The following is a 25315-nucleotide window of genomic DNA, read 5'->3' as shown; positions in this document are numbered from 1 at the left end:
TTCCTGCCTACGCAGGAATTTTGCATTATCAAATGAAAAACATACTACTCCATCCAACGTACTTCCCTAGTATCGCGCAATGTGTAGCAATTGCTAATGCTGATGAGTTAACTTTTGAGATGCATGATAATTTTCAGAAGCAAACGTATAGAAACAGAGCGTATATTTATGGTGCTAATGGAAGATTGCAATTAAGTGTTCCAATAATACATAGTCATAAAGAGCGACAGTTATATAGAGATGTCAAAATTAGTGATGTAGATAAATGGCAATTAATACATTGGAAAAGTTTTGAAGCTGCTTACAGAACATCTCCTTATTTTGAATTTTATGAAGACGATTTCCAGCCACTTTTTAAATTAAAATCGGAATTTATTTTTGACCATAATTTAAAATGTTTTGAGGTGATTTCTGATTTTTTACAATTAGACTTAAGCCCTAAATTTACAACTACATTTGAAAAAAATCCAACAGACCTAAAAGATTACAGGTATTTAGCCAATGCCAGACAAGAAAAAAATATAGTTTTAGACCCTTATACACAAGTGTTTCATGATAAACATGGTTACATTAATAATCTAACTGTTTTGGATTTGATATTTAACGAAGGTACAAATGCATTAACCTATCTAGAATCTCAACATTTACCAAATGTATAGACCTTTAATACATTACGGAATTCATTTTGGGTTACCTCTTGTAATAGCACTTTTATTTTTTAAAAAACAATGGAAAAAAGCAGCATTAATCATGCTTTTAGGCCTATCAATAGATCTAGATCACCTTTTAGCTACACCAATGTTTGCGCCAAATAGATGTAGTATAAACTTCCATCCTCTTCACACGTATTATGCTTTAGCGGTTTATTTAATATTACTTATTCCTAATAAAACCAGACTTATTGGACTAGGATTAGTCATACACATTATTGCAGATATTACAGATTGTTATTTAATGAGTCGTTAAAAAGAAATTCGAGCCATAATTGGATAATGGTCCGAGTACTCGACATCATAAGTTTTAAAGCTATTGATAGTATAGGATTTATCAACTAATAAAAAGTCAATCCTAAGCGGAAAAAACTTGAAGTTATAGGTACGTCCAAAACCGTTTCCTTGTTGTTTAAAAGCGTCTTTCATATCTGCTTTTATGGTTTTATACACATAGGAAAACGCAGAGTTATTAAAATCACCAGAAATGATGACTTTATAAGGACTATTAGTTTTATGTTTTAAAAATAATTCTGCCTGACTTTGTTGCATTTTAAAGGTCTCTCCTATTCCGTTTATTAACTTTTCAGAATTCTCGGTAGTTAAACTTTGTACTCGTGGGTCAATACGTAAAGATTGTAAGTGCAAATTATATACTCTTATGGTATCTTTTTCTTTTACAATATCTGCAAATATGGCATTATTAGCAGTTTTTGGAAACTCTATAGAACCAGAATGAATTATTGGATATTTAGAAAAAATAGCCTGTCCCATTTTAATTTTTTGACCTTCTAACTTTTCGTATTTGTATTTATAATTAGAAAAATCTACATCATCTTGTATTTGATATTCTTGTAGACATAAAATATCTGGGTTTTCCTTTTTAACAAATTCTACTAATTTTTGGTCAATATCTTTTCCAGGAATCCATTCGTATAAATTAAACAAACGCACATTATAATTCATAATGGACAAGCTTTCTGTACCATCTTCCTCCCAGTTAGAAAATTTATATAACGATCCAAATAAAAAATAACCAATTGTAACCACAATAAGGGATAGTAGGAGTTGCTTTTTAATTTTAAACAACCAATACACAAAAAACAGTACGTTAAGTAATATTAAAAATGGCACTCCTAAACTTAAAACAGATAGTGTAGCAAAAGTCTTTGGTGGTATATTAGGTAATACATAGGAAAGTAGTAACAAAAACGCTACAATAGAGTTTATGAAGAAGATAATTTTTTCAAAAAACGTTAAGTTTTTCATTTCCCAGCTTTAAATAAAAATTCTTTTTCTTCTTTAGATAAACTATCGTACCCACTTTTACTTATTTTATCTAAGATAGCATCAATTTTTTTCTGGTTATTTAATTGGTTAAACTCTTCTTTTTTATAACCAGCAACGTTACCTTTTTGTTTGTGTACGGTTTTCATTTTAGGTGTTTTACTAGCTTTAAACAAACTAGTTACCCAATCCATAAACCGACCAAAACCAGTACCAATATCGTGTCCTTTAGCCAGTTGTTTTGCATATATAAACCCTAAAGCAGCTCCTCCTAGATGCGCTAAATTGCCACCTGCATTATTACCTCCAATGATGTTTAAAACATCAAAACCAATTAACACTGCACCAATCCACCATAACTTTAAATTAAACGTAAAAAATCTAATATCCTTGTCTGGCATGTAGGCACATAAAAATATAAGAATAGCTCTTACACCAGCAGAAGCACCAAGTAAATAAGCAGAAGAGGCAAACACGCTTGGTATGACATTATACCCAAATAAAAACGCTAATCCACCAGCAATAATACCCATAAGATAGATATTTAAAGCCATTTTTGGGTTGAATAAATTTAACATGATTCTACCCAAAAAGTACAACCAAAGCATGTTAAATAAGACATGAAACAAATCAAAATGTAAAAACCCATAAGTAATGATAGTCCAAGGTTTATACAAAAAGTCGTAAAAATCACTTGGTAAATGCAACCACTTAAAAACTCCAGGAACAAGTCGTCTAAAAATTAGAGCAAACAAAAAAATAACACTATTAATAGCTATAATTTTTTCTAAGACATTAAGTCTAGCGTATTTATATTTTAATTGTTCTATTTGATTCATTTATTGGTCCCAACGGTATTTATTCATGCTATTTTTTTTCCAGTACCACATCACTATAAAGCCTATAATGGCACCTCCAACGTGAGCCAAATAAGCGGTATTGCTTGGACTAAAAAACGACTGTCCTGTAAACGCAGAAATAACATCTAAAATTATAATTCCTGGTATAAAGTACTTGGCTTTAATTGGAATTGGTAACAATATCATCATTAATTCAGCATTAGGATTCATTAAACCAAAAGCAGCTAAAATACCCATAATACAACCTGAAGCTCCAACCATAGTACTATTGTGTATTAGTACATTTGTTTCAAATAAATTATTATAAACAGATTGATTAATAATACTTTCAGGAATTCCGTTTTCATATAAATAAGGTTCTAATTGCTCTGTTAACAACTTACCTGTAAATTGATTACCATCTAAAATATTAAAGTTAATAATATCGTTTATAGCTGTTTTACTTAAACCTGATTCCATCAAGTTTGTAACTGCTGGAAAATAATCCCAATAATAACCTGCTAACTGGAACAATACAGCTCCTATTCCTGCAGAAAAATAGATAAACAAAAATTTATTACGTCCCAAACGTTGCTCTACAGGTGTACCAAACATCCATAGTGCAAACATATTAAACAGTAAGTGTGTAAATCCACCATGCATAAACATGTGAGTTACCACTTGCCAAGGTTTAAAAGCATCGCTAGCAGGAAAATGCATCGCAAATAAATCGTAAAATAGTCGTCCATCTCCAACAGTTAGCGTACCCACAAACATGATTATATTTATTATAATCAAATGCTTTACCGTATCTGTTATTCTCATCATAGTTTACATAAATTTTTTATCTAACTCATCCACAGTCATGGTGATAAATGTGGTTTTATTAGTTGGTGACACATTAGGTTCCTTACAAGCAAATAAACGGTTTACTAAATGCTCTTGCTCTGGGTTGGTTAATGTTTGTCCTGTTTTTATTGCTAAGCTTTTCGCCATAGATTTGGCTAACAAATCTGTTGCTGAAAAATTACTATCTGGCACTTCGTTTTCTACATCACTAATTAATTGCTCTAAAATAATAGACACTTCGCTTTCTGGAACATTTACTGGTACTCCAGTAATTTGAACGGTTTCATTTTTTACAGATTGAAATATAAATCCAGTAGATTCTAAATCTTCTTTTAATTGATTAATTAATGCTATTTCTTGTTTAGAAAAATGTAGCTCTAACGGAAATAATAACTGTTGACTAACACCTTCTTTTATAGTGATGTGTTGTAAAAATTCTTCATACAACACGCGTTGGTGTGCACGATGTTGGTCAATGACTAGCATACCAGATTTTATGGTACTAATAATAAATTTGTTATTAAGCTGATATGTGGTTTGCTTTTGCTCGACATCTTTTTCATTTTTGAAAATAGATTCGTTTTCTGGTTCGCTTTCAAAGTGTACTTCACTAAAATCTGTATGTGTTTTGGTACCTTTAGATTCTAAACCAACATACAAGCTTTCCCAATTAGCACCTACTTCTTTTTTATAATTTGATACCTTAGTTTTTTGTTGGTCCTCTTTAAACGGATTAAAACTTTGATCGACCTCTATGGTTGGTGTTCCTTTTTGTTGATAGCTATAAGGCGTATCTAAATTAGCATCACGCTCAAAATCCAACACAGGTGCTATATTAAATTGTCCTAGACTATGCTTAACTGAAGAACGTAGAATGGCATAAAGCGTATGCTCGTCATCAAACTTAATTTCTGTTTTTGTTGGATGAATATTTATATCGATACTTTGTGGATTAACCGTTAAATTTAAATAATAACTTGGTTGTGCACCATCTTTTAACAAGCCTTCAAACGCCGAGTTAATAGCATGGTTTAAATATGCACTTTTAATAAAACGGTTATTAACAAAGAAAAACTGCTCGTTTCTAGATTTTTTAGCAAATTCTGGTTTACCTACAAATCCAGAAATGGTTAAGACTTCGGTTTCTTCCTCGACAGGAACTAGTTTTTCGTTGGTTTTGGTTCCAAAAATATTGACAATGCGTTGTCTGTAATTACTAACTGGTAAATTAAAGGTTTCGCTACCGTTACTAAACATTGAAAATCCAATGTTTGGATGTGCTAAAGCTACACGATGAAACTCGTCAATAATATGTCGTAACTCAACAGAATTAGACTTTAAAAAATTACGTCTAGCAGGAATATTAAAAAACAGGTGTTTAACAGAAATTGAGGTCCCTTTTGGTGTTACAACCACTTCTTGAGATTTAACCTCACTACCTTCAATAACTAGTTCTGTACCTAAGTCTTGTTGGTCTTGTTTTGTTTTTAGCTCGACATGTGCAATAGCTGCAATACTTGCTAAAGCTTCACCTCTAAAACCTTTGGTGTGTAATTGAAATAAATCGTCTGCTGTGCGTATTTTAGATGTCGCATGACGCTCAAAGCTTAATCTGGCGTCAGTAGTACTCATCCCTTTTCCGTTATCAATAACTTGGATTAAGGTTTTTCCAGCATCTTTAATTATAAGTTTTATAGTAGTTGCTTCAGCATCAATAGCATTTTCTAACAGCTCTTTTACAACTGAGGCTGGACGTTGCACGACCTCTCCTGCAGCAATCTGGTTAGCAACGTGATCTGGTAACAATTGAATGATATCTGCCATACGTTTAGTTAGGGAAGAATATGGATAAATCGAAACCTATTAGTAAAAAAAACAAAAAAACCAATATAGCAACAATCAATAAAATACGTCGATTGGCCTCTCTATCTGGATTACTTTTTAGTTCGTTTAAAGCATTATTAAATTTACCTTTTAAGCCAGGATTTTCACCTACAGTGGTTCTGTGTTCATCAAATTTATGCTTGATTTCAAACGGATTACCTTCACCTTTATAAAAACGAGGTGTGTAATCAAATCTTTTATTTTTTCTTCTAGATAGAAAACCCATAACTTATGGTCTATTTAATTTTTGTTTCTAAGTAATACATTAAAATGGCTAGTAATGCTAACACGCCTAAAAGCAGAAATAAAGTATAATTTTTTCTGTTGCTAGAGCTTGTTCTTCTGGCATCATTCCAACTAGAGTTCATGCTTTCTTTAAGCTTAGTAGCAGAATCGTTGTCTTTAGAAAAGCGTGTTTGGTAATTAAACTTTTTATTTTTTTTCTGAGTAAACAAACTAGAATAGTTTTAATGTATAATCTACTCAAAAATACTGAAAATACTACAGAACCACAGATTCTGAATGCTAAAAATTGTTAACAAGTTGTATCGACCCATAAGTTATTGTTTTGAAATAACAAGTAGCAGAATAAAACGATAAACTAATTAAAGAACACTAATTTTTAAGCGTTTCTACGTAGCTCAGCCATTTTTAAAGCTGCAACAGCTGCTTCCACACCTTTGTTACCGTGTTTTCCACCAGAACGGTCAATTGCTTGTTGCATAGTGTTATCTGTTAATACACAGAAAATGACTGGAGTTTCACGAGTAATATTTAGATCTTTTATACCCTGTGCTACAGCCTCACAAACAAAATCAAAATGCTTAGTTTCGCCCTGTATTACGCTACCAATTGCAATAACAGCGTTAACCATTTGCTCCTGCATTTTTTTACAACCATAAATCAACTCGTAACTTCCTGGCACATCCCAAACCACTATATTTTCTGGTTTTACACCATGTTCTAAAAGGGTGTTTTTTGCGCCTTCTAATAAGCCCTGAGTAATAGTATCGTTCCATTCTGAAACAACAATCCCAAACCGAAATTGCTTTCCGTTTGGGATTGATGCTTTATCGTATGCAGATAAATTTGTTGTTGCCATAGTCTAGTTTGACATTGCTTGTGCTTTTCCAATAAACACCTCTACTTGTGTAGCTTCTGGTGATTTTGGATAGTTATCTTTTATTTTATTAAATAAGTCTAGTGCTTTTGATGCTTGACCTAAATTTAAAGCGGTAACACCAGCTTTAAATAAGTAGGTTGGTGCTGTAAAGTCGTTTTGACGTAAGTTAGCAGCTTCTGTGTAATACTTTAAAGCATCTTCAGTTTGGTTTAATTGCATAAATGCATCTCCAATTGCGCCTTTAGCCATAGGTGCTAAAGCTTCGTCATCACTTTTAAATTTATCTAAATAAGCAATAGCTTGCTCGTAATTTTTAATATTTAAGTAAGCCATTCCTGCATAGTAATTAGCAAGGTTTCCAGCTTGAGTCCCACTATATTGATCAGCGATATCTGTCATCCCTAATTTACCTTCACCTCCTGTTAAAGCTAAATTATATAAAGAATCTTGACCAGTAGCTGCAGTTACAGCTTCGTTGAAAAATTGTTGAGCTTGGTACATTTCATTCATAGCTTCACTTTGTTTAGGCTTCGCTATAAATTGTTGATATCCTAAGTATGCTAAAGCTAATCCAGCTACGACACCAATAACTATAAAGATGTTTTTTTGATTTTTCTCTACAAACTCTTCTGCTTTGTTAGCAGATTCATCTAAAGTATTAAAAACTTCTGCAGTTGCCGAGTTTTCTTCTACTTCAATTTCCTTTTCTACTTTTGTTTTTGGTTTGTATCCTCTTTTCTTGTAAGTCGCCATGTTAGTTTTATTAATGCGCACAAAAATATAATTTTTCTTTATAAATAAAAGGTTATTATTTGATAATTTTCAATAATTTGCACATCCTTATCAGGCTATTCTTAATAAAGCACATTCTTTTAGTACTAATTCTATGATTTTAAAGTCTTTATCGCTTTTAAACTATAAAAATTTTGACTCCAAAACCTTTTCGTTTAACGAGACTATAAATTGTTTGGTAGGTAATAATGGTGTTGGTAAAACTAATGTGCTGGATGCTATTTATCATTTATCCTTTGGTAAAAGCTACTTTAATCCTGTAGCTAAACAAAATATAAAATACGATCAAGATTTTTTTGTTATCAATGGAGAGTATGACAAAGACCAAAAGACAGAAAACATAGTAGTTAGTTTAAAAAAAGGACAGAAAAAAATTATCAAACGCAATAGTAAGGTTTATGATAAATTTAGCGACCACATTGGGTTTTTACCATTAGTTATTATTAGTCCAGCAGATAGAGATTTAATTACAGAAGGTAGTGACACTAGACGTAAATTTATAGATGGTGTTATTAGCCAAAGTGACAAAAGCTACTTAAGCAGTTTGATTAATTACAACAAAATACTGTCTCAGCGCAACTCGTTATTAAAATATTTCGCTGTTAATCACACCTACAATAAGGATACTATTGAAGTATACAATCAGCAATTACAACAATACGGATCAGAAATTTTTGAAAAACGCAAAGCCTTTTTAGACAGTTTTATTCCTTTATTTAAAGCACGTTACAAAGCAATAAGCAATAATAATGAGGATGTGTTTTTAAATTATAAAAGCGATTTATTTGAAGATAATTTAGACACGCTTTTAAATCAATCCATTAATAAGGACAAAGCCCTACAGTATACAAGTGTTGGGATACATAAAGACGATTTAGAGTTTAATATTGGTGATTATCCTATTAAAAAATTTGGAAGTCAAGGACAGCAAAAATCATTTTTAATTGCTTTAAAATTGGCTCAATTTGACAGTATTAAAGCAATTAGTGGAGATAATCCTATTTTACTTTTAGATGATATTTTTGATAAGTTAGACGAAACCCGTGTGGCACAAATTATAAAATTAGTAAATGATGAAAATTTTGGACAAATTTTTATTAGTGATACACATGCAGAACGAACTGAAAATGCAGTAAAACAAGTGCATCAATCTTATGAAATTTTTAAATTATAAAGTTGAAAGTATTTAAAGTTTATAAAGTTGCTTACTCGGACTTGTTATTGTTAGTAAAACGAAGCAATCTGTTTAAAAATAGAATTAATAATTAAAAAAAAATCACTGGAGTTTATATTGAGCGCAGTCGAAATACGTAAACAGAAGATGAAAAAACTATACTACATACTACTAATCTTAATAGTAAGTTGTACTAAAAATCCAGATGATATTAAGCAACACGTTACAGGGTATTGGGAAATTAAAGAAGTGACACTAAATGATGGAACAAAAAAACAATACAATTTCAATAATACTGTAGATTATATTGAAATTAATGATACAACTGGGTTTAGAAAAAAAATGAAACCTAATTTAGATGGAACATTTCAAACCTCAAATAATTTAGAACGCTTTACTGTAAAAGTTGAAAAGGATAGTCTAAACTTGTATTATAAAACACCTTTTTCTAATTGGAAAGAAACCATTTTACATGCTAATAACAATCAATTACAAGTCATAAACAAGAATAAAGACTTATATTTATATCAACGCTACACACCTATTACACTTGAATAATGCCAAAACGCAATAACACCATATTAAATATTTCTGATGCTTTAAAAGATTTTGTAACCGAAAATAATTTAGAGAAAGGATTAGACAAAGTCAATGTTAGAGAGGCTTGGGCTAAACTTATGGGAAATGGTATAAATAACTATACTACAGCAATAGAATTAAAACGAGATACGCTTTACATACAACTAAGTTCTAGCGCTTTACGGGAAGAGTTAAGTTATGGTAACCAAAAAATTATAACATTATTAAATGAAGAGTTAGGTAAAGAGATTATTAAAAAACTGGTTTTAAGGTAATTGAAAAAAATTCAAGAATGCAAATATTTTTTTGAAATATTTTAAAAATAATGTTCAATTAACATTATATATTCTATCTTTGAAACTATTATTAACAAATTTTTTTATTACAATGGCTCAAGGCACAGTAAAATTTTTCAATGATTCAAAAGGATTCGGTTTTATAACTGAAGAAGGATCAGACAAAGACCATTTCGTACACATCTCTGGACTTATCGACGAAGTTCGTGAAGGAGATACTGTAGAATTCGACTTACAAGAAGGAAGAAAAGGTATGAACGCAGTAAATGTAAAAGTAGTATAATTATATATTTTCTATTTCAATCTTTACACAAAAGCCTTTCCATATGGAAAGGCTTTTTTTGTGTCAAAACGTAAATAATTGAAAATAAACCAAATAAATAGCGATTATTAAATTTAATGGCACCATCTTTGCAACCAATTAAATAATTAATATTAAATTTTATTACAATGAGTAAAGGCACAGTAAAATTCTTCAATGACGCTAAAGGTTTTGGTTTCATAACAGAAGAAGGTGTAGACAAAGACCATTTTGTACACATTTCAGGATTAATCGACGAAGTCCGTGAGGGTGACGATGTAGAATTCGACTTACAAGAAGGTAAAAAAGGATTAAACGCAGTTAACGTTAAAGTTGTTTAACGACTAGTATATATCTTTAAAAGTAAAAGCCTCTCCAATTGGAGAGGCTTTTATTGTTTAATAACACTTGTAAACAAAAAAAATCCAGCTAAACGCTGGATTTTTTAATTCTATATCGTTTTAAGCTTAAAACATCTCGCGTCCAGAAAAATGGAAAGCACCTTCAATAGCTGCATTCTCATCGCTATCACTTCCGTGTACTGCATTTTCTCCGATAGAAGCTGCATACAACTTACGGATAGTCCCTTCTGCTGCATCTGCAGGATTAGTGGCACCAATTAAGGTTCTAAAATCCTCAACTGCGTTTTCTTTTTCTAAAATTGCTGCAACAATAGGACCACGTGTCATATACTCTACCAACTCACCAAAAAATGGTCTTTCGTTATGTATTGCATAAAATGCTTCGGCATCTTGCTTTGTCATTTGTGTTAATTTCATTGCAACGATTCTAAAACCTGAAGCGTTAATTTTTTCTAAGATTGCGCCAATATGCCCTTTTTCAACAGAGTCAGGCTTAAGCATTGTAAATGTTCTGTTAGTTGCCATTTTTTAATTTTATGTTATCTAATTCATTTAAAAAACAAGCCCAATTACTATTTAAAAACGTGCTTGTTAATTTTGTGCAAAAGTAAGGTATTTATTAAGAAAAACAATATTATCCATTATTAAAAATTTGTATATTCGTCTGCTATGAATACACAAGAAATTTCAGAATTAAAATCGCTACTTAATTCGCCTAAAAAAATTGTAATAGTTAGTCATAAAAATCCAGATGGAGATGCTATTGGCTCTAGTTTAGCGTTGTTTCATTACCTAACAAAAACTAACCATTTAGCTACTGTTATTGTACCAAATGACTATCCAGATTTTCTAAAATGGATACCAGGTCAGGATTTAATATTAAAATATGAATCTCAGCAGGAAGATTGCAATCAAAAATTAGATGAAGCAGATCTTATTTTTGCTTTAGACTTTAATGCGTTTCACAGAACGGGAAACATGGAAACTGTTTTAACCAATAATACAGCATTAAAAGTAATGATTGATCACCATCAACAACCCGATGGGTTTGCCAAATACACTTATAGTGATGTTAGTATGAGCTCTACGTGTGAGATGATTTATAATTTTATTGACTATTTAGATGGTTTAAAAATCATTGATAGCAATATTGCAACTGCCATTTACGTTGGTATTATGACAGATACTGGATCTTTCAGATTTAGATCAACAACCAGTGCAACCCATAGGATAATTGCTAGTTTAATAGATAAAGGTGCAGATAATACAATGATACATAATCAAGTGTATGACACTAATAGCTATAACCGTATGCAACTGTTAGGTTGTGCGCTAAGTAATCTAAAAGTTGTACCAGAATCTAGAGCTGCATATATTACTTTATCACAACAAGAATTACAGCAGTTTGATTATAAAAAAGGAGATACAGAAGGATTTGTAAATTACGCCTTATCATTAAACAACGTTGTTTTAGCAGCTATTTTTATTGAAGATTTGCAGCAAGGCATTATTAAAATTTCATTACGATCTAAAGGTGATTTTTCTGTAAATGAAATGTCTAGAGCGCACTTTGAAGGAGGAGGACATACCAATGCTGCAGGGGGAAAAAGTGACACGACTCTAGATAAAACCGTTGAAAAATTTATTAGTATATTACCACAATACAACATTGCATTACATGAAGCGTAACCTAGTTATTTTAATAGTATTATTAAGCACAGTTTTAGGTTGTAAAACACCTGAAGCCCGTAAACCTGTTTCTGTAAATTCCGGGTCTTTTATTAATGAATCTGTTGAACGCAACAAAGCATTAAACCAAAAAGAAACAGAGGTTATTGAAGCTATTATGGCTAAGCAACCAGAAAATAATTATCAAACATCAGGTAACGGATTTTGGTATTATTATAATACTAAAGTTGAAGATAGTACAGCTACTCCAGAGTTTGGCGACCTTGTAAAGTTTGACTACAACGTTAAAGACCTAAACGGAAACACTATTTACACTAAAGAAGAACTTCAAACACAACACTATGCAATGGACCAACAAGAGTTGTTTAGTGGACTTCGTGAAGGTTTAAAATTAATGCAAGCTGGTGAAACTGCTACGTTTATTTTCCCATCTCAAAAAGCTTATGGTTATTATGGAGATGAAAATAAAATAGGAACCAACATTCCAATAATTTGTGAAGTTTCTGTACATTCGATAACCCAAAAAGATTAGAATTAAACCCAATTTAATACAATGAATAATTTATTTAACACAATGAAATTAATAATTATTGCACTTATGGTAAGCCTATCTAGCACGTCTTGCCAAGATAAATACCCAGATTTAGAGGAAGGATTATATGCCGAAATTGTAACCAATTACGGAACTATGGTAGCCAAATTATATTACGATAAAGTACCAGTAACCGTAGCCAATTTTGTTGGTTTAGCCGAAGGGACACACCCAAAGTTAGCAGACACATTAAAAGGAAAACCATTTTACAATGGAGTAATTTTTCATCGTGTAATGGACAAATTTATGATACAAGGTGGTGACCCAACTGGAACAGGAATGGGAAGCGCAGGATTTAAGTTTTATAGCGAGTTTGACCCATCATTAAGTCACAATAAAGCAGGAATTTTATCTATGGCTAATTCAGGTGGAGTTAATACTAATGGAAGTCAGTTTTTTATAACAGAAGTCCCAAGAACAAACTTGGACGCCTTTTTAGCAGATGGAAGTTTAAAAAATTGTAATGCACCAAGAACTAGTTGTCATCCTGTGTTTGGAGAATTAGTTTTAGGACTAGATGTACAAGACACTATTTCTAATGTACCAGTTGCTGGACCTAGAGGGACCACACCTGTTGACGACGTTGTGATGCAACAAGTTAATATTATCCGTAAAGGAAAAGACGCTAAAGCTTTTGATGCAGCAAAAGTATTTACAGAGCAAGAACCATTACTACCACAAAAATTAGAAGACCTAAAAGCAGAAATGCAAGAAAAAATGAAAGCTCAAGCTAAAGAAGCAGCAGATAAGTTTATTAAAGACAATGCTGATAAAAAAGGAGAAGTTAAAGAGTTTTCAACTGGATTAGTGATGATTTTAGATGCTAAACCTAATGGTGTGACACCAAAAGCATCAGACAGAGTATTGATAGATTGTACAGGTTACTTAGAAAACGGAACTTTTTTCTGGACTACCAGAGCTGAGGACGCTAAAAAAGCTAACCAATATAATGAAGATGCAGACAAACAAGGCGCTTACAAACCATTTGGTATGCCTTATAATGAGTCTGCAACTTTGGTCCCAGGATTTAGAGAAGCTATGTTAAATATGGATATTGGTGACAAAGCCAGAATATTTGTACCAAGTTATTTAGGCTATGGCGCTTCAGGAAATGGACCAATACCACCTAATGCTAATATCATTTTTGATTTAGAAATTGTAGGATTAGAGAAAAAATAAATTTCTTAAAATATAAATTTTTGAAAAGCACTCTTCGGAGTGCTTTTTTGATTTAAATACTCTGAATTTTAATTTCTAATATGTAAAGTATGTTATATAATTAATTCATTCACTATAGTTTAAATTATTAAAACTTAAAAAGTACACTCCAAAAAATTTCATAACTTTCCAGACAACTAACTTAAAATTTACAACCTTATGAAATTAGGAGCCTTCTCAATAAGTCTTGCAGTTAAAGATTTAAATACCTCTAAAGCTTTTTACGAAAATTTAGGATTTAGTGTGTTTGCAGGACAACCCGAAAAAAATTATTTAATCATGAAAAATGGCAACGCTTTAGTTGGATTATTTCAAGGAATGTTTGACAATAACATTTTAACCTTTAATCCTGGTTGGGATGAAAGTGCTAATAAATTAGAAGATTTTGACGATGTTAGAAGCATCCAAAAACATTTAAAGCAACACAACGTCCCTTTTGTTACAGAAGCTGATGAAAACACTTCTGGTCCAGCTAGTTTTGTGGTTTTGGATCCAGATGGAAATGCTATTTTAATAGATCAACACGTCTAGTTAAGCTGTTAGCTCTTGGCTTTTAGTACTACTTTGTAGCAAATTAGCCTTTAGCCTACTCTACTGGAAAATCAAAATATTGATTACGATAAGGCTCTCCTCTTAATGTAAAGTGCCACCATTCTTGCGGATAATTTCTAAAACCATTAGACAACATCACTTTTTGCAATAATTGTCTGTTAGCTTGTTGTTGCTTAGTTAAGTTTTTATTTTCAACCCACGATTCTGGACCAAAAAAGTCATAAGGTGTGCCCATATCTAACTCTTCTCCTGTTTCAAGATTGATAATAGTTATATCTAAAGTACTACCACTACTATGTCTAGATTTTGAAGCGATATAGCCCTTTTTAAACAGATGTCGCTTATCTACATTTGGATAATACTCTTGTTTTTTAAGGGTATCATTAACCTGTTTTGCCCATCGCACAAAGTGGTTAACTGCACGTTGCGGTCTATACGCGTCAAAAATTTTAAGCCCTAACCCTTGTTTTTTTAAAGTGTCTTGTACCTTTTGTAAAGCAGAAGCTGCTTGAGAGGTCATTATAACCACTTCTTTATGATAACCATCTATTTGTTGTCCAACAAAATTATTGTCGTTACAATACCTTAATTCTACTGCTAAATCTTCAATAATATCCTGAGCATAAACAAATCCTTCACGTAATTGTGCAAAACAAATAGTAGTAAAAAATGTTAGTAAAAGTGCTAGGCTAAACTTCATGATTAATTATTTATAGGCTAAATTTAAAAAATAAAAATCAACTAAAGATTGTCATGCTATTTAATGAAGAAATAAAGCTGAATTTACCAGATGCAGAAATAAGCTACTTTCCTAACTTTTTTAATCAAGAAGAAGCAAATCAGTTTTATAAAGTGTTATTAAATGACATCCCTTGGCAACAAGATGATATAACAATTTTTGGAAAAACCTACGCACAGCCTAGACTAACTGCTTTGTTTGCAGATAACAACAAACCCTATAGCTATTCTAATATAACAATGCATCCACACGTATTTAATTCCGCTTTAAGCGAAATTAAACAACGAGTTGAACAACACGTTGAGAAAACTTTTACCACCTGTCTTGCAAATTTATACAGAGATGGACAAGATAGTAACGGTTGGCATGCAGATAACGAAAAAGAATTGGGTAAAAATCCAACAATCGCTTCGGTAAGCTTTGGTGAAGCCAGATACTTTAATTTAAAACACAGAAATAAAAACTTAAAACATAAACTATTACTAGAACATGGCAGTCTACTGTTAATGAAAGGCGAAACCCAACACCATTGGTTGCATCAAATTGCAAAAACAAAAAAGGTAGTGAAGCCTAGAATTAATTTAACGTTTAGAGTCATTAAATAAGAATAAAACATTAGGTTTTAACCATAAATGTGTGGATGAAATCCCGAAACAAAAACGAGATTTTAAAAACCAACAAACTTTTATGCGCACTGCGTGCTTTAAAAGTTTGGGTTTTAAAAACATAAAAGCCAAGGTCCCTCAACCTTGGCTTTTTGCTATTTGGCATCTTTTGTATTAGGTTAGATTTAGGGTCTCTATATCAACTTAACGGATGCAAATATTAATTAATTAATCCATTGAACTAAAAAGTATGTAATTCTTAGTACATATCAAACATAAAACTTATTCTCATTGGTTGCGATAAAAAACATTAAAAATCGATGAAATGCATAAAATTTTAACATTTACCGATTAAATTGTACTTAAAATCGTTTAAAAACACATTTTTATTCAATGTAATTTAATCCATTCGCTTAAAAATTTAATGTAAATTTGATTAGCATTAAATCCATATTGGCATTTTATTTGAATAAACATTTAAAACATTTATTATATGAAAACCTATTTTCTAGTATTTATTACCTTGTTTTCTGTTTCAGTAATTGCTCAAGAACAGGATTATTCTTCTCAAGACCTAGTTATAAATAAGCATATAGAAGGTACATTATTACTTCCAAATAATACTGACAAGCCTAATCTAGCTATTATAATTGCTGGATCTGGACCGACAGATAGAAACGGAAATCAGAATTTTTTAAAAAGTAATACCCTAAAAAAACTAGCAATTGGTTTAACTACTAATAATATTGCAACCTTTAGATATGATAAACGCGTTGTAAAACAAATACGAGAAAACAAGGTGGATAAAGACATTATGTTTGACGACTTTGTTACAGATGCGTCCTCTGTTATTGACTACTTTAAACAGCAAAACAAGTATAATAAAATATTTGTCGTAGGACATAGTCAAGGTAGTTTGGTTGGTATGCTTGCTGCAAAAGGTAAAGCAGATGGTTTTGTATCCTTAGCAGGAGCTGGTCAAACTATAGATAATGTTATTTTAGAACAAGTAGAAAAAACTGCTCCGCAATTTACAGAAGACACTAAACGTGTGTTTAAAATTTTAAAGGAAGGAAAAACAACTACAGATTACCCATTGGCACTATCTTCAATCTTTAATCTAGATGTTCAGAAATTTATAATGAATTGGATGACCTATAATCCAACTGAAATAATGAAGACTTTAGACATGCCTTCATTAATCATTAACGGAACCAAAGATTTACAAGTAAGTGAAGCTGAAGCTTTGCTTTTAAAAGAAGCATCACCAAAAGCAGAATTAAAGATTATTGAAAACATGAATCATGTGCTAGTAACAATTATTGGTGGCGATTTAGACAATTCTAAATCTTATAACGAATCACAAAGACCTTTAGCACCAGAGCTTATTGATAGCATAGTTTTGTTTATCAACAAATAATCAAACTACACTTAATAAAACAGAAAAAGCATCCTAAAAGGATGCTTTTTCATACTAACCAACCAAAAATATGATAATTACTACTCGTTTCAATTAGGTAACCACACCTAGAAAGAAAGTCATCATAAGTAATTACACTTTCTATATTACAATTGTCGTGCCAAATCACAGATAATTACACGCTTAAGTGTTAAAAAAAATCTAAAGTTATAAATAGAAAAAGCACCCTAAAAAGGGTGCTTTTCCATACTAACCAACCAAATGTAATCATTACTCGTTTTTGTTAAGGTAACCACACCTTGTAATAAAAAGTCATCATAATTGATTACACTCTATATAAATCAATTGTTGTGCCAAACTTTAATTTTAAACCTTTTGTTAACCATTTTATTTGATTATTTTGCGATAAATAAACTAACATTATGAGTGAACCACTATTTACCAACGACACCGTTATTTTTGGCGTATTGATGCTAGCTTTAGGTTTGATTTTTTATACCGAATCTTTAAAAGGTGGCTTTTGGGAAAAATTTTACAAGATTGTACCAGGTCTTTTTATGGCATATATGCTACCTGCAGTATTAACAACCATCGGATTAATTGCTCCAGAATGGGAAACCACAAGTGATGCTGGAGATGTTATTAAACACAAAACCAATTTATATTATGTTGCAAGTCGTTATTTACTACCTGCTGCATTAGTATTAATGACTCTAAGTATTGACCTAAAGGCTGTTTTTAATTTAGGTTGGCGTGCATTAGTCATGTTTTTTACAGGTACTATAGGTATTGTTATTGGTGGTCCAATTGCTATATTATTAATTTCTATTTTCTCACCAGAAACAGTTGGTGGTGCTGGTCCAGATGCTGTTTGGAGAGGTTTATCTACACTAGCAGGAAGTTGGATTGGTGGTGGTGCCAATCAAACTGCTATGCTTGAAATATTTGAATACAACCAAGCAGAATACGGAAAAATGGTTTTTGTAGACATAGTCGTAGCTAACATTTGGATGGCTTTGTTATTAATAGGAATTGGTAAACGCGCTAGAATAAACAAATGGTTAAAAGCAGATACATCTTCTATAGAAGAACTAAAAGAAAAAGTATCTACTTTTTCTGAAAGTGTAAAACGAAATCCGTCACTAACAGATTTAATGATATTAGGTGCAATAGGTTTTGGAACTGTGAGTATTGCACACTTAGGTGCTAATTTTTTAGCACCATTTTTTGGAGAAGTTGTCTCTAATATTGAGTCACCAACCTGGAAAAACACACTTACTTTTCTAGATAGTACTTTTTTCTGGATGATTAGTATTGCTACTGTTTTAGCTATAGTGCTATCCTTTACCAAAGCAAGAAACTATGAAGGTGCTGGAGCCAGTAAATTTGGCAGTGTTTTTATATACATTTTAGTTGCAACTATCGGAATGAAAATTGATATCGCTTCCATTTTTGACAATTTAGGTTTAATAGCTGTTGGCTTAGTTTGGATGACTATTCATGCTTTATTGCTTATTGGTGTTGCTAAACTTATTAAAGCGCCTTATTTCTTTTTAGCAGTAGGTAGTCAAGCCAATGTAGGTGGAGCAGCATCTGCGCCAATTGTAGCATCTGCATTTCATCCTTCTTTAGCTACGGTTGGTGTCCTGTTAGCAGTTGTTGGATATGCTGTAGGAACTTTAGCTGCAATAGGTTGCACAATTTTAATGCAATTAGCTTCTGGTGGTTAGTATTTCTGTAAATTTTATTTGATATTTGCGCACGCTTAAAAACAAGTTTTAAATGAAAAAAATTATTGCATTATTAATCTTAGTTTCTCTATTCTCTTGTGGAACTGATGCTGATAAACTGACAGTAAAAGGTACAGTTAAAGGATTAAAAAAAGGTACTATTTATCTTAAAAAAATTGAAGACACTTTATTAGTTACAGTAGATTCTATTAGTATTAACGGTTCTCCAGATTTTACTTTACAATCTGACATTGAAGAACCTGAGATGTTTTATTTGTATTTAAACAAAAACACTAAAGAGGATGATCGTATTTCATTTTTTGCTGACAAAGGGTTAACAGAAATTAATACGACTCTTAAAAACTTTGCTTACGATGCTAAAATTAAAGGATCTAAACAGCACGAAACCTTAGAAGAATATTTAGCCATGATAGGTAAGTTTAACAATAAACACCTAGAACTTACTAAACAAATGTTAGAAGCAGCTAGAGACAAGGATAGTTTAAAATTAAAACAAACAGAAACTGTCTTAAACAATTTTACAAAACGAAAATATTTATTTACTGCCAATTTTGCAGTTAACCATAAAGATAGTGAGGTGTCTCCTTATTTAGCACTTTCAGAAATATATGATGCTAATATTAAATATTTAGATACTATTAATTCTGTTTTGACACCAAAAATAAAAGCTTCAAAATACGGAAAAGCTTTAGAGACCTATATTTCAAAAATTAAAGAACAAGAACAATAGTAGATTTACTATTCCAATAACAACAAAAAAGCCATTTAAATTTTAAATGGCTTTTTTTAGTTGTTATATTTTTCTTTACTTAGATAATAAACTATGAGACGATGGAGGGACTTACTTCGACTACGCTCAGCACAAACTTCTCGTCCCTCAATTTTTTGATCAATGTTAATTTTTTGAAATAAAATAAGCCTCTCAACATGGAGAAGCTTCAAAGAGTCGATGGAGGGACTTACTTCGACTACGCTCAGTATAAACTTCTCGTCCCTCAATTTTTGATCGATGATAATTTTTTTAAATAAAAAAGCCTCTCAACATGGAGAAGCTTCAAAGAGCCGATGGAGGGACTCGAACCCACGACCTGCTGATTACAAATCAGCTGCTCTAGCCAGCTGAGCTACATCGGCAAAAAGAGTTGGCAAATATAATTCTGAAAATTAAATATGCAAACTTTTTTTCATTGGATTATCCTAACTTATTAATTCTGTCAATTAATGCACGACCTTTATCTTCAAGCTCTTTTTTAATTGCATTAAAATGAGCTTTTTTATTCTCTACATCTTTAGCATTAGTTTTAGCTATCAAATCGTCAAAGGTATCTATTGCATCATCAATAATAGCTTCACTTTTTTTAGTGTCTTTATTTGTGTTTGAGTACTCCCAAATGTATACTGCTTCAATAATATCTCCTAAAACGTAATTAATGTCTTTTTTTAGGTCTCTTTTATTTGCCATAATTTTAAAATTTATTTAGCTGCAAAGCTACATATAAAGTTCCAAATTAGAACTATTTATACGTATTTTAAAGCCTTTATTTAATTGATTGAGGTTATTTACCAGAATAACTTACAAAGTTTCTAGGTGTCTCGTAAAGTGTTACTTCAAGGTCTAAGTTAGGTTTTAACTTAGCTTTAATTTTGTTGTAGATAACAACTACAATATTTTCTGCTGTAGGATTTAGGTTTTTAAACTCTTCAACTTCTACATTTAGGTTTTTATGGTCAAAAGCGTCTTCAACTTCAGTTTTAATAATATCTTTTAAAATCTTAACATCTATAACATATCCTGTTTCTTTATCTATATCACCAGTAACACTTGCAATTAACTCATAATTATGTCCATGATAATTTGGATTATTACATTTTCCGAAGATTTCATCATTTTTTTCAAAAGACCAATCTTTTCTGTACAGTCTATGTGCTGCATTAAAGTGTGCTTTTCTACTAACTGTTACTTTCATGATTGATATTTATAAAATTGTAAAATTTATCAAATATAATTTTAAACCAAGCTGTATATAATTCTGGTTTAACTTCTATATCTTTTTTAACATCCTCTAAAGACATCCATTTCCAAGCTTCTACTTCGTCTTTATTAATTATTGGGTCTTCTTGGTAATTACCAACCATAATGTGATCTAATTCGTGCTCTGTTAAGCCATTATCAAAAGGGGCTTTGTAAATAAACGAAGTCTTCTCTTCTAATTCTGTGACAAAACCCATTTCTTCTTGTAATCTTCTGGTACCAGCTTCTATGTTAGATTCTCCATCACGTTGGTGACTACAACAAGTGTTAGTCCATAAACCCGGTGAATGATATTTACTTAATGCTCTTTGTTGAAGCATCAACTCATTTTTGTCATTAAAAATAAACACAGAAAAAGCACGGTGTAAGACTGCTTTTTCATGTGCTTCCATCTTTGGCATTAGCCCGATTTGCTCGTCAAATTGATTGACTAATATTACTTTTTCTTCTTCCATTAATTTTAATTGATATACAAAGTTAAGGATTAGACCTTTGGAAATTTTTGTTTTAAGTTAATTTTAATAAAAAAAGCATCTCTAACAGAGATGCTTTTTTTTATTGAATTAATTATAATTATCTATTAATAACTATAAAGTTACTTCTTCTATTCCAGTCATGTTCGTCTTCTGTACATTCTACACTATTACTACATCTATTTACTAACATAGTTTCACCATATCCTCTACCTTCTAATCTATCTGGAGATATACCTCCTTTTTTAATTATATATTGCTTAGTTGCTACATTTCTTCTGTTAGATAACGCCATGTTGTAATCGTCAGATGCTCTAGAGTCTGTATGTGATTGTACTTCAATTCTTAAAGTTGGGTACTTTTTCATGTAATTAATTACTTTCCACAACTCTACTTCTGCATCCGGTCTGATATTAGACTTATCAAAATCAAAATAAATTGGTTTTAAATCTAATACTTCTACTAAGTCCCTTCCAACATCTGCTGGTTTGGTCGTTTCTGGAGTTAAATTTAACTTTAAAACTACATCTTCTTTCTTAGTAGGATCTACAATAAATGTCTGATCCGATTGTATATAACCGTCCTTTGATGCAATTATATTATATTTTTGTTTGTTACAAGGACCTTCATAGCTAAATGATCCATTTTGATCTGAAGTTAAATTTTGTACTTCGATACCTTTTTCATTAATCACAACAACACTTGCATAAGGTATTATTGCATTAGTTTCTTTATTTACAGTTGTACCAGAAACTAACTGTGTACAGAATGATCTTGAAAATCTGTAAATATCATCATCTCCTTTACCGTTATATCTATTTGATGTTAGATATCCTTCATTTGAGAATTCGTCAATGATAAATTCAAAATCATCTCTAGAACTGTTAATTGGTTTACCAAGATTTGTAACCGTTTGCGTTGGATCATCTAATTTAGTCATAAAAATATCTAAACCTCCTAATCCTACATGTCCATCTGAAGAGAAGTACAATGTCCCATTATTACTAATATATGGAAAGTTTTCTCTTCCTTCTGTGTTTATTTTACTTCCTAAATTAACTGGATCTCCATAAGTTCCGTCTTCTAAAATATCTACATAGTAAATATCCGATTTACCTTGTGTACCTGGCATATCACTAGCAAAGTACAATCTAGATTCATCTAAACTTAAAGCAGGATGAGCTACATTATAATCATCATTATTAAAAGGCATACTAGTAATATTTGCCCATTCTCCGTCTATAAATTCTGCTCTAAAAATCTTTAGTCCGTTTACCTTTTCATCACTTTTTCTTACTTTACCTTTATAATAATTATTTCTGGTAAAGTATATTGTGTTACCATCTTGAGTAAACGTTGTTGAAGATTCGTGATACTTAGTATTTAATGTAGATGAAAAAGGTTTAGCTGAATTATCATCTCTACCAATATAATATAAATCTAAGAATGGTTGATCGTTCCATTTGTAAATTTTACCATCTCCTCTAGATGAAGCAAATACAATTCCTCCTTTATAAAAAGAAGTACCAAAATCTGAAAAACGTGAGTTGAAATCTAAATTTTCTAATTCAAAATCTCCGGACAGAGCTTCAATAGTTTCCAGGTAATTTGGCGATTTTGAAAATAAAATTGCTCTAGAATCGTCTGGCTTTAAAACTGCAAACTTTTTCATATTAGCATTGGCTCTTTCATAATCACCAATTGCTTTTAAACTCATAGCATATCTGTAGTAATATTCATATTCAACTACAGCATCTAGCTTAAATAGCTCTCCATACCACTTTGAAGCTTCTTCCATCTGTGTATTAAAATAATACGCATTAGCCAGTTTTTTATAAACTTCAGGTGTTTTATTGCCATTTTCAACCAATTTTAATAATTCTTTGGTTGTAGCAACATACGATAAGTTATCATATTTTTTTTCAGCACTACTACTTATACCATCTTTTTGTGAGAAAGAAACGTTAAATGTTAGTATAGTAATTAAAGTAGAAAGTAAAAGTCTTTTTTTCATAATTATTATTGTCAATTATTAGAAGAATCTTGGTGATAAAATTTTTGTAACATCTCTTGGTTCAAACCTTAGAAAAACTTCAAAAGACCCTGCATCAAATTTTGTTTGACCTAAATCTGTAACTTCTCTATCATAAGCAAGTCCTAAAAGGAAACTATCTGAAATTTGATAACCGAACAAACCACTTACTGCTGCATCCCAACGATAAGCTAATCCAAAAGTGAATTTTTCACTAAATAAGGCATTTAATGTTAAATCTGCTTGTAATGGTGCTCCAGAAACAGCTTTAACTAAAAAGGCTGGCTTAAGCTTTACATCAGTATTTATATCAAATACATAACCTCCCATTAAATAAGCATTCATTCTTTCTTTAGCTTGAGATAAAGAAGCTTCATCAAAATGAGTGGTTTCTAATAAGTTTGGAACAGATAACCCTAAATACCATCTGTCAGCCTGACGATAATAAATACCAGCTCCAACATTAGGAGAAAATTTATTTTCTATGTCTGATTGTAGTAATACGTCTCCATTGTTGTATTGACTAAGCTCAGAATATCTTACATCTAATAAATGTCCACCACCTTTTAAACCTAATGATAATCTACCTTCATCAGACGTATGGATTGTATAAGAAAAATCAATATCTACATAAGTCTCTTGTGTTGGTCCTATTCTATCATTTATTACAGATAAGCCTAAACCTACTTTATTGTCTCCTCCTAAAGGAGAATGAATATTAAAAGTACCTGTATCTGGTGCACCATCTAAACCAACCCATTGTGTACGGTACAAAAGTAATGCACTTAAACCATCTCTTTGACCTGCATAAGCTGGGTTAACACTCATTGTATTATACATGTACTGAGTGTATTGTGCATCTTGTTGAGCAGACACATCTACTAAGCTTATAGAACTTATTAGAACGACTAAAATTAAAATTTTATTTCTCATTATAAATAAAGGTAAAATTATATTTTTAATTAGAGATAGCCTATTCAGGCTATCTCTTTCTTAATTATTATTAACGTTGAATATATAGATATCCAGCTCTTGATTTAGTTTCTCCATTTTTATTGTATTCAACAATATAGAAGTAAGTACCTACTGGTAATTGTTTTTCAACTTCAACGTTTACTCTTCCATTGGATTCTCCTGTAAAGAAATTACCATTTTGAGCATAACCTTTAGTTTCAAAAACTATTACTCCCCATCTGTTATAAATCTTAACAGTGTTTTCTGGATATAATTCTATATTTCTTATCACAAAAACATCATTATCACCATCTCCATTAGGGGTTACCGCATTGAATATTTCTAAATCATCTTCCGAAGGAGAAGCATTATTTACATCTAAATAATCAGGTAAACCATCACCATCACTATCCACTGCATCGTCACCAAAACCTATTCCATTATTATTTGGATCAGGAAACTCGTTTTCAGTTAAAATACCATCATTATCATCGTCTGTATCTAAGTAGTCTGGAATACCATCCCCATCTGTGTCATCATTTGTCGGATCGTCATCTCCTGTTGGATCTACTTCACCATCAGACACATCAACATCACCATAATCTTCATTAATTGTATCTACACCATCCCCATCATCATCAGGATCCAACCAGTTAGGATTACCATCTCCATCTGTATCTCCGAATGGGAATTCTACTCCATTTGGTACGTTATCAAAATCACAATCTCCAGCTAACCATTCAGCAGATTGAGGTACTGTTGTACTTGAAGTGATAAAATCACAAGGATCTAATGGGTCTGTACCATCTGTTAACTCAGTTCCATTAATTACTCCATCTCCATCACAATCTAATGCTTCCCATTCTAATGATACTGCATTAATATCTTGACTTGATGATAAGTAATCACAAGGATCGTTAGGATCTGTACCATCAGTTATTTCTTGTCCATTAGTAACACCATCTCCATCACAATCTTCTATTAAATAGTCATTACCAAATGGCTCTGTAATATCTGCTACGTTAAAATCACATGGATCGTTAGGATCTGTTCCATTTGCTA

At 31.5% G+C, this 25315-nt stretch carries 31 protein-coding genes and 1 tRNA gene; 15 read left to right on the top strand and 17 right to left on the bottom strand.

What is annotated here, in order from left to right; all coding sequences use genetic code 11:
• Window positions 1-32 precede the first annotated feature (32 nt).
• Together LY08_RS02790 and LY08_RS02785 are read left to right on the top strand one after the other, a co-directional pair.
• Complete coding sequence (locus LY08_RS02790) at window positions 33-659, top strand: WbqC family protein (RefSeq protein ID WP_111658925.1); 627 nt, start codon at window positions 33-35, stop codon at window positions 657-659.
• On the top strand, window positions 652-966 hold the full coding sequence (locus LY08_RS02785) for a DUF6122 family protein (protein ID WP_111658924.1): 315 nt from the start codon (window positions 652-654) through the stop codon (window positions 964-966). The genes LY08_RS02790 and LY08_RS02785 overlap by 8 nt, the downstream gene beginning before the upstream one ends.
• Here the strand turns inward: LY08_RS02785 and LY08_RS02780 are convergent.
• The 8 genes from LY08_RS02780 to LY08_RS02745 all read right to left on the bottom strand — a co-directional run bounded on the left by LY08_RS02780 (window position 963) and on the right by LY08_RS02745 (window position 7445).
• A complete protein-coding gene (locus tag LY08_RS02780; protein WP_111658923.1) occupies window positions 963-1979 on the bottom strand; it encodes an endonuclease/exonuclease/phosphatase family protein in 1017 nt (338 codons plus the stop codon). The genes LY08_RS02785 and LY08_RS02780 overlap by 4 nt on opposite strands.
• The gene (locus LY08_RS02775; protein WP_111658922.1) at window positions 1976-2836 is read right to left on the bottom strand and encodes a rhomboid family intramembrane serine protease; all 861 of its coding nucleotides are present in this window, start codon (window positions 2834-2836) and stop codon (window positions 1976-1978) included. Before LY08_RS02775 ends, LY08_RS02780 begins: the two co-directional genes overlap by 4 nt.
• Window positions 2837-3664 (bottom strand): rhomboid family intramembrane serine protease, encoded by an 828-nt coding sequence (locus LY08_RS02770; protein WP_111658921.1) that lies wholly within the window; start codon window positions 3662-3664, stop codon window positions 2837-2839.
• A 3-nt stretch (window positions 3665-3667) separates the two neighbouring features.
• Window positions 3668-5509 carry a DNA mismatch repair endonuclease MutL gene (gene mutL, locus LY08_RS02765; RefSeq protein WP_111658920.1) on the bottom strand — a complete coding sequence of 614 codons (1842 nt, stop codon included), beginning with the start codon at window positions 5507-5509 and terminating at the stop codon, window positions 3668-3670.
• A gap of 4 nt (window positions 5510-5513) precedes the next feature.
• Window positions 5514-5795 (bottom strand): riboflavin synthase subunit beta, encoded by a 282-nt coding sequence (locus LY08_RS02760; protein ID WP_111658919.1) that lies wholly within the window; start codon window positions 5793-5795, stop codon window positions 5514-5516.
• Between the two features lie 10 nt (window positions 5796-5805).
• Window positions 5806-6024 (bottom strand): hypothetical protein, encoded by a 219-nt coding sequence (locus LY08_RS02755; RefSeq protein ID WP_111658918.1) that lies wholly within the window; start codon window positions 6022-6024, stop codon window positions 5806-5808.
• A 167-nt stretch (window positions 6025-6191) separates the two neighbouring features.
• Window positions 6192-6671 (bottom strand): 6,7-dimethyl-8-ribityllumazine synthase, encoded by a 480-nt coding sequence (ribH, locus tag LY08_RS02750; protein WP_111658917.1) that lies wholly within the window; start codon window positions 6669-6671, stop codon window positions 6192-6194.
• A gap of 3 nt (window positions 6672-6674) precedes the next feature.
• Entirely contained in the window at window positions 6675-7445 is a 771-nt protein-coding gene (locus LY08_RS02745) for a tetratricopeptide repeat protein (protein WP_111658916.1), read from the bottom strand.
• A 133-nt stretch (window positions 7446-7578) separates the two neighbouring features.
• Between LY08_RS02745 and recF the strand changes: the two genes are divergently transcribed.
• From recF to LY08_RS02720, 5 genes are all read left to right on the top strand, one after another.
• Window positions 7579-8658 (top strand): DNA replication/repair protein RecF, encoded by a 1080-nt coding sequence (recF, locus tag LY08_RS02740; protein ID WP_111658915.1) that lies wholly within the window; start codon window positions 7579-7581, stop codon window positions 8656-8658.
• Between the two features lie 147 nt (window positions 8659-8805).
• On the top strand, window positions 8806-9216 hold the full coding sequence (locus LY08_RS02735) for a lipocalin family protein (RefSeq protein ID WP_111658914.1): 411 nt from the start codon (window positions 8806-8808) through the stop codon (window positions 9214-9216).
• Complete coding sequence (locus LY08_RS02730) at window positions 9216-9512, top strand: DUF721 domain-containing protein (protein ID WP_111658913.1); 297 nt, start codon at window positions 9216-9218, stop codon at window positions 9510-9512. Before LY08_RS02735 ends, LY08_RS02730 begins: the two co-directional genes overlap by 1 nt.
• Window positions 9513-9624: 112 nt before the next feature.
• Entirely contained in the window at window positions 9625-9816 is a 192-nt protein-coding gene (locus LY08_RS02725; protein WP_111658912.1) for a cold-shock protein, read from the top strand.
• Between the two features lie 167 nt (window positions 9817-9983).
• The gene (locus LY08_RS02720; protein WP_111658911.1) at window positions 9984-10175 is read left to right on the top strand and encodes a cold-shock protein; all 192 of its coding nucleotides are present in this window, start codon (window positions 9984-9986) and stop codon (window positions 10173-10175) included.
• A 126-nt stretch (window positions 10176-10301) separates the two neighbouring features.
• On the opposite strand, the gene LY08_RS02715 is transcribed toward LY08_RS02720, so the two are convergent.
• Entirely contained in the window at window positions 10302-10721 is a 420-nt protein-coding gene (locus tag LY08_RS02715; RefSeq protein ID WP_111658910.1) for a nucleoside-diphosphate kinase, read from the bottom strand.
• Between the two features lie 144 nt (window positions 10722-10865).
• Between LY08_RS02715 and LY08_RS02710 the strand changes: the two genes are divergently transcribed.
• From LY08_RS02710 to LY08_RS02695, 4 genes are all read left to right on the top strand, one after another.
• Window positions 10866-11885, top strand: a complete 1020-nt coding sequence (locus LY08_RS02710; RefSeq protein WP_111658909.1) for a DHH family phosphoesterase — start codon at window positions 10866-10868, stop codon at window positions 11883-11885.
• Complete coding sequence (gldI, locus tag LY08_RS02705; RefSeq protein ID WP_111658908.1) at window positions 11875-12417, top strand: gliding motility-associated peptidyl-prolyl isomerase GldI; 543 nt, start codon at window positions 11875-11877, stop codon at window positions 12415-12417. The genes LY08_RS02710 and gldI overlap by 11 nt, the downstream gene beginning before the upstream one ends.
• A gap of 42 nt (window positions 12418-12459) precedes the next feature.
• Window positions 12460-13656 (top strand): peptidylprolyl isomerase, encoded by a 1197-nt coding sequence (locus LY08_RS02700; RefSeq protein WP_170120595.1) that lies wholly within the window; start codon window positions 12460-12462, stop codon window positions 13654-13656.
• A gap of 198 nt (window positions 13657-13854) precedes the next feature.
• A complete protein-coding gene (locus LY08_RS02695; RefSeq protein WP_111658906.1) occupies window positions 13855-14226 on the top strand; it encodes a VOC family protein in 372 nt (123 codons plus the stop codon).
• A gap of 55 nt (window positions 14227-14281) precedes the next feature.
• Here LY08_RS02695 and LY08_RS02690 read toward each other — a convergent pair whose 3' ends face one another.
• The gene (locus tag LY08_RS02690) at window positions 14282-14947 is read right to left on the bottom strand and encodes a M15 family metallopeptidase (RefSeq protein WP_111658905.1); all 666 of its coding nucleotides are present in this window, start codon (window positions 14945-14947) and stop codon (window positions 14282-14284) included.
• Between the two features lie 53 nt (window positions 14948-15000).
• Here LY08_RS02690 and LY08_RS02685 point away from each other — a divergent pair, with 53 nt between their 5' ends.
• The 4 genes from LY08_RS02685 to LY08_RS02670 all read left to right on the top strand — a co-directional run bounded on the left by LY08_RS02685 (window position 15001) and on the right by LY08_RS02670 (window position 19492).
• Window positions 15001-15591: an alpha-ketoglutarate-dependent dioxygenase AlkB family protein gene (locus tag LY08_RS02685; RefSeq protein WP_111658904.1), complete on the top strand. Its 591-nt coding sequence runs from the start codon at window positions 15001-15003 to the stop codon at window positions 15589-15591.
• A gap of 493 nt (window positions 15592-16084) precedes the next feature.
• Window positions 16085-17011 carry an alpha/beta hydrolase gene (locus LY08_RS02680; RefSeq protein ID WP_111658903.1) on the top strand — a complete coding sequence of 309 codons (927 nt, stop codon included), beginning with the start codon at window positions 16085-16087 and terminating at the stop codon, window positions 17009-17011.
• 422 nt (window positions 17012-17433) lie between these two features.
• Window positions 17434-18741, top strand: coding sequence for a DUF819 family protein (locus tag LY08_RS02675; RefSeq protein WP_111658902.1), 1308 nt, complete (start codon window positions 17434-17436; stop codon window positions 18739-18741).
• A gap of 52 nt (window positions 18742-18793) precedes the next feature.
• Entirely contained in the window at window positions 18794-19492 is a 699-nt protein-coding gene (locus LY08_RS02670) for a DUF4369 domain-containing protein (RefSeq protein ID WP_111658901.1), read from the top strand.
• A gap of 330 nt (window positions 19493-19822) precedes the next feature.
• Here LY08_RS02670 and LY08_RS02665 read toward each other — a convergent pair.
• The 7 genes from LY08_RS02665 to LY08_RS02635 all read right to left on the bottom strand — a co-directional run.
• Window positions 19823-19896, bottom strand: a tRNA-Thr gene (locus LY08_RS02665).
• A gap of 58 nt (window positions 19897-19954) precedes the next feature.
• A complete protein-coding gene (locus LY08_RS02660) occupies window positions 19955-20224 on the bottom strand; it encodes a hypothetical protein (RefSeq protein ID WP_111658900.1) in 270 nt (89 codons plus the stop codon).
• A 94-nt stretch (window positions 20225-20318) separates the two neighbouring features.
• Entirely contained in the window at window positions 20319-20729 is a 411-nt protein-coding gene (locus LY08_RS02655) for a 6-pyruvoyl trahydropterin synthase family protein (RefSeq protein ID WP_111658899.1), read from the bottom strand.
• Window positions 20713-21249 (bottom strand): isopentenyl-diphosphate Delta-isomerase, encoded by a 537-nt coding sequence (gene idi, locus LY08_RS02650; RefSeq protein WP_111658898.1) that lies wholly within the window; start codon window positions 21247-21249, stop codon window positions 20713-20715. Before idi ends, LY08_RS02655 begins: the two co-directional genes overlap by 17 nt.
• A 118-nt stretch (window positions 21250-21367) precedes the next feature.
• Entirely contained in the window at window positions 21368-23281 is a 1914-nt protein-coding gene (locus LY08_RS02645) for an OmpA family protein (RefSeq protein ID WP_111658897.1), read from the bottom strand.
• Window positions 23282-23299: 18 nt separating this feature from the next.
• Window positions 23300-24232: a PorP/SprF family type IX secretion system membrane protein gene (locus LY08_RS02640; protein ID WP_111658896.1), complete on the bottom strand. Its 933-nt coding sequence runs from the start codon at window positions 24230-24232 to the stop codon at window positions 23300-23302.
• A gap of 70 nt (window positions 24233-24302) precedes the next feature.
• On the bottom strand, window positions 24303-25315 hold a 1013-nt coding region (locus LY08_RS02635), incomplete at its 5' end, for a gliding motility-associated C-terminal domain-containing protein (protein ID WP_146603192.1).

It is taken from the genome of Olleya aquimaris, from assembly GCF_003259525.1.
Taxonomy (GTDB): Bacteria; Bacteroidota; Bacteroidia; order Flavobacteriales; family Flavobacteriaceae; genus Olleya; species Olleya aquimaris.
The sequence above is the reverse complement of the archived record's forward strand: the minus strand, read 5'-3'. Positions and strand labels throughout refer to the sequence as shown.

Coding starts and splice junctions, on each gene's coding strand:
- LY08_RS02790 (WP_111658925.1), top strand. CDS start 33: ATGAAAAACATACTACTCCATCCAACGTACTTCCCTAGTATCGCGCAA.
- LY08_RS02785 (WP_111658924.1), top strand. CDS start 652: ATGTATAGACCTTTAATACATTACGGAATTCATTTTGGGTTACCTCTT.
- LY08_RS02780 (WP_111658923.1), bottom strand. CDS start 1,979: ATGAAAAACTTAACGTTTTTTGAAAAAATTATCTTCTTCATAAACTCT.
- LY08_RS02775 (WP_111658922.1), bottom strand. CDS start 2,836: ATGAATCAAATAGAACAATTAAAATATAAATACGCTAGACTTAATGTC.
- LY08_RS02770 (WP_111658921.1), bottom strand. CDS start 3,664: ATGATGAGAATAACAGATACGGTAAAGCATTTGATTATAATAAATATA.
- mutL (WP_111658920.1), bottom strand. CDS start 5,509: ATGGCAGATATCATTCAATTGTTACCAGATCACGTTGCTAACCAGATT.
- LY08_RS02760 (WP_111658919.1), bottom strand. CDS start 5,795: ATGGGTTTTCTATCTAGAAGAAAAAATAAAAGATTTGATTACACACCT.
- ribH (WP_111658917.1), bottom strand. CDS start 6,671: ATGGCAACAACAAATTTATCTGCATACGATAAAGCATCAATCCCAAAC.
- LY08_RS02745 (WP_111658916.1), bottom strand. CDS start 7,445: ATGGCGACTTACAAGAAAAGAGGATACAAACCAAAAACAAAAGTAGAA.
- recF (WP_111658915.1), top strand. CDS start 7,579: ATGATTTTAAAGTCTTTATCGCTTTTAAACTATAAAAATTTTGACTCC.
- LY08_RS02735 (WP_111658914.1), top strand. CDS start 8,806: ATGAAAAAACTATACTACATACTACTAATCTTAATAGTAAGTTGTACT.
- LY08_RS02730 (WP_111658913.1), top strand. CDS start 9,216: ATGCCAAAACGCAATAACACCATATTAAATATTTCTGATGCTTTAAAA.
- LY08_RS02725 (WP_111658912.1), top strand. CDS start 9,625: ATGGCTCAAGGCACAGTAAAATTTTTCAATGATTCAAAAGGATTCGGT.
- LY08_RS02720 (WP_111658911.1), top strand. CDS start 9,984: ATGAGTAAAGGCACAGTAAAATTCTTCAATGACGCTAAAGGTTTTGGT.
- LY08_RS02715 (WP_111658910.1), bottom strand. CDS start 10,721: ATGGCAACTAACAGAACATTTACAATGCTTAAGCCTGACTCTGTTGAA.
- LY08_RS02710 (WP_111658909.1), top strand. CDS start 10,866: ATGAATACACAAGAAATTTCAGAATTAAAATCGCTACTTAATTCGCCT.
- gldI (WP_111658908.1), top strand. CDS start 11,875: ATGAAGCGTAACCTAGTTATTTTAATAGTATTATTAAGCACAGTTTTA.
- LY08_RS02700 (WP_170120595.1), top strand. CDS start 12,460: ATGAAATTAATAATTATTGCACTTATGGTAAGCCTATCTAGCACGTCT.
- LY08_RS02695 (WP_111658906.1), top strand. CDS start 13,855: ATGAAATTAGGAGCCTTCTCAATAAGTCTTGCAGTTAAAGATTTAAAT.
- LY08_RS02690 (WP_111658905.1), bottom strand. CDS start 14,947: ATGAAGTTTAGCCTAGCACTTTTACTAACATTTTTTACTACTATTTGT.
- LY08_RS02685 (WP_111658904.1), top strand. CDS start 15,001: ATGCTATTTAATGAAGAAATAAAGCTGAATTTACCAGATGCAGAAATA.
- LY08_RS02680 (WP_111658903.1), top strand. CDS start 16,085: ATGAAAACCTATTTTCTAGTATTTATTACCTTGTTTTCTGTTTCAGTA.
- LY08_RS02675 (WP_111658902.1), top strand. CDS start 17,434: ATGAGTGAACCACTATTTACCAACGACACCGTTATTTTTGGCGTATTG.
- LY08_RS02670 (WP_111658901.1), top strand. CDS start 18,794: ATGAAAAAAATTATTGCATTATTAATCTTAGTTTCTCTATTCTCTTGT.
- LY08_RS02660 (WP_111658900.1), bottom strand. CDS start 20,224: ATGGCAAATAAAAGAGACCTAAAAAAAGACATTAATTACGTTTTAGGA.
- LY08_RS02655 (WP_111658899.1), bottom strand. CDS start 20,729: ATGAAAGTAACAGTTAGTAGAAAAGCACACTTTAATGCAGCACATAGA.
- idi (WP_111658898.1), bottom strand. CDS start 21,249: ATGGAAGAAGAAAAAGTAATATTAGTCAATCAATTTGACGAGCAAATC.
- LY08_RS02645 (WP_111658897.1), bottom strand. CDS start 23,281: ATGAAAAAAAGACTTTTACTTTCTACTTTAATTACTATACTAACATTT.
- LY08_RS02640 (WP_111658896.1), bottom strand. CDS start 24,232: ATGAGAAATAAAATTTTAATTTTAGTCGTTCTAATAAGTTCTATAAGC.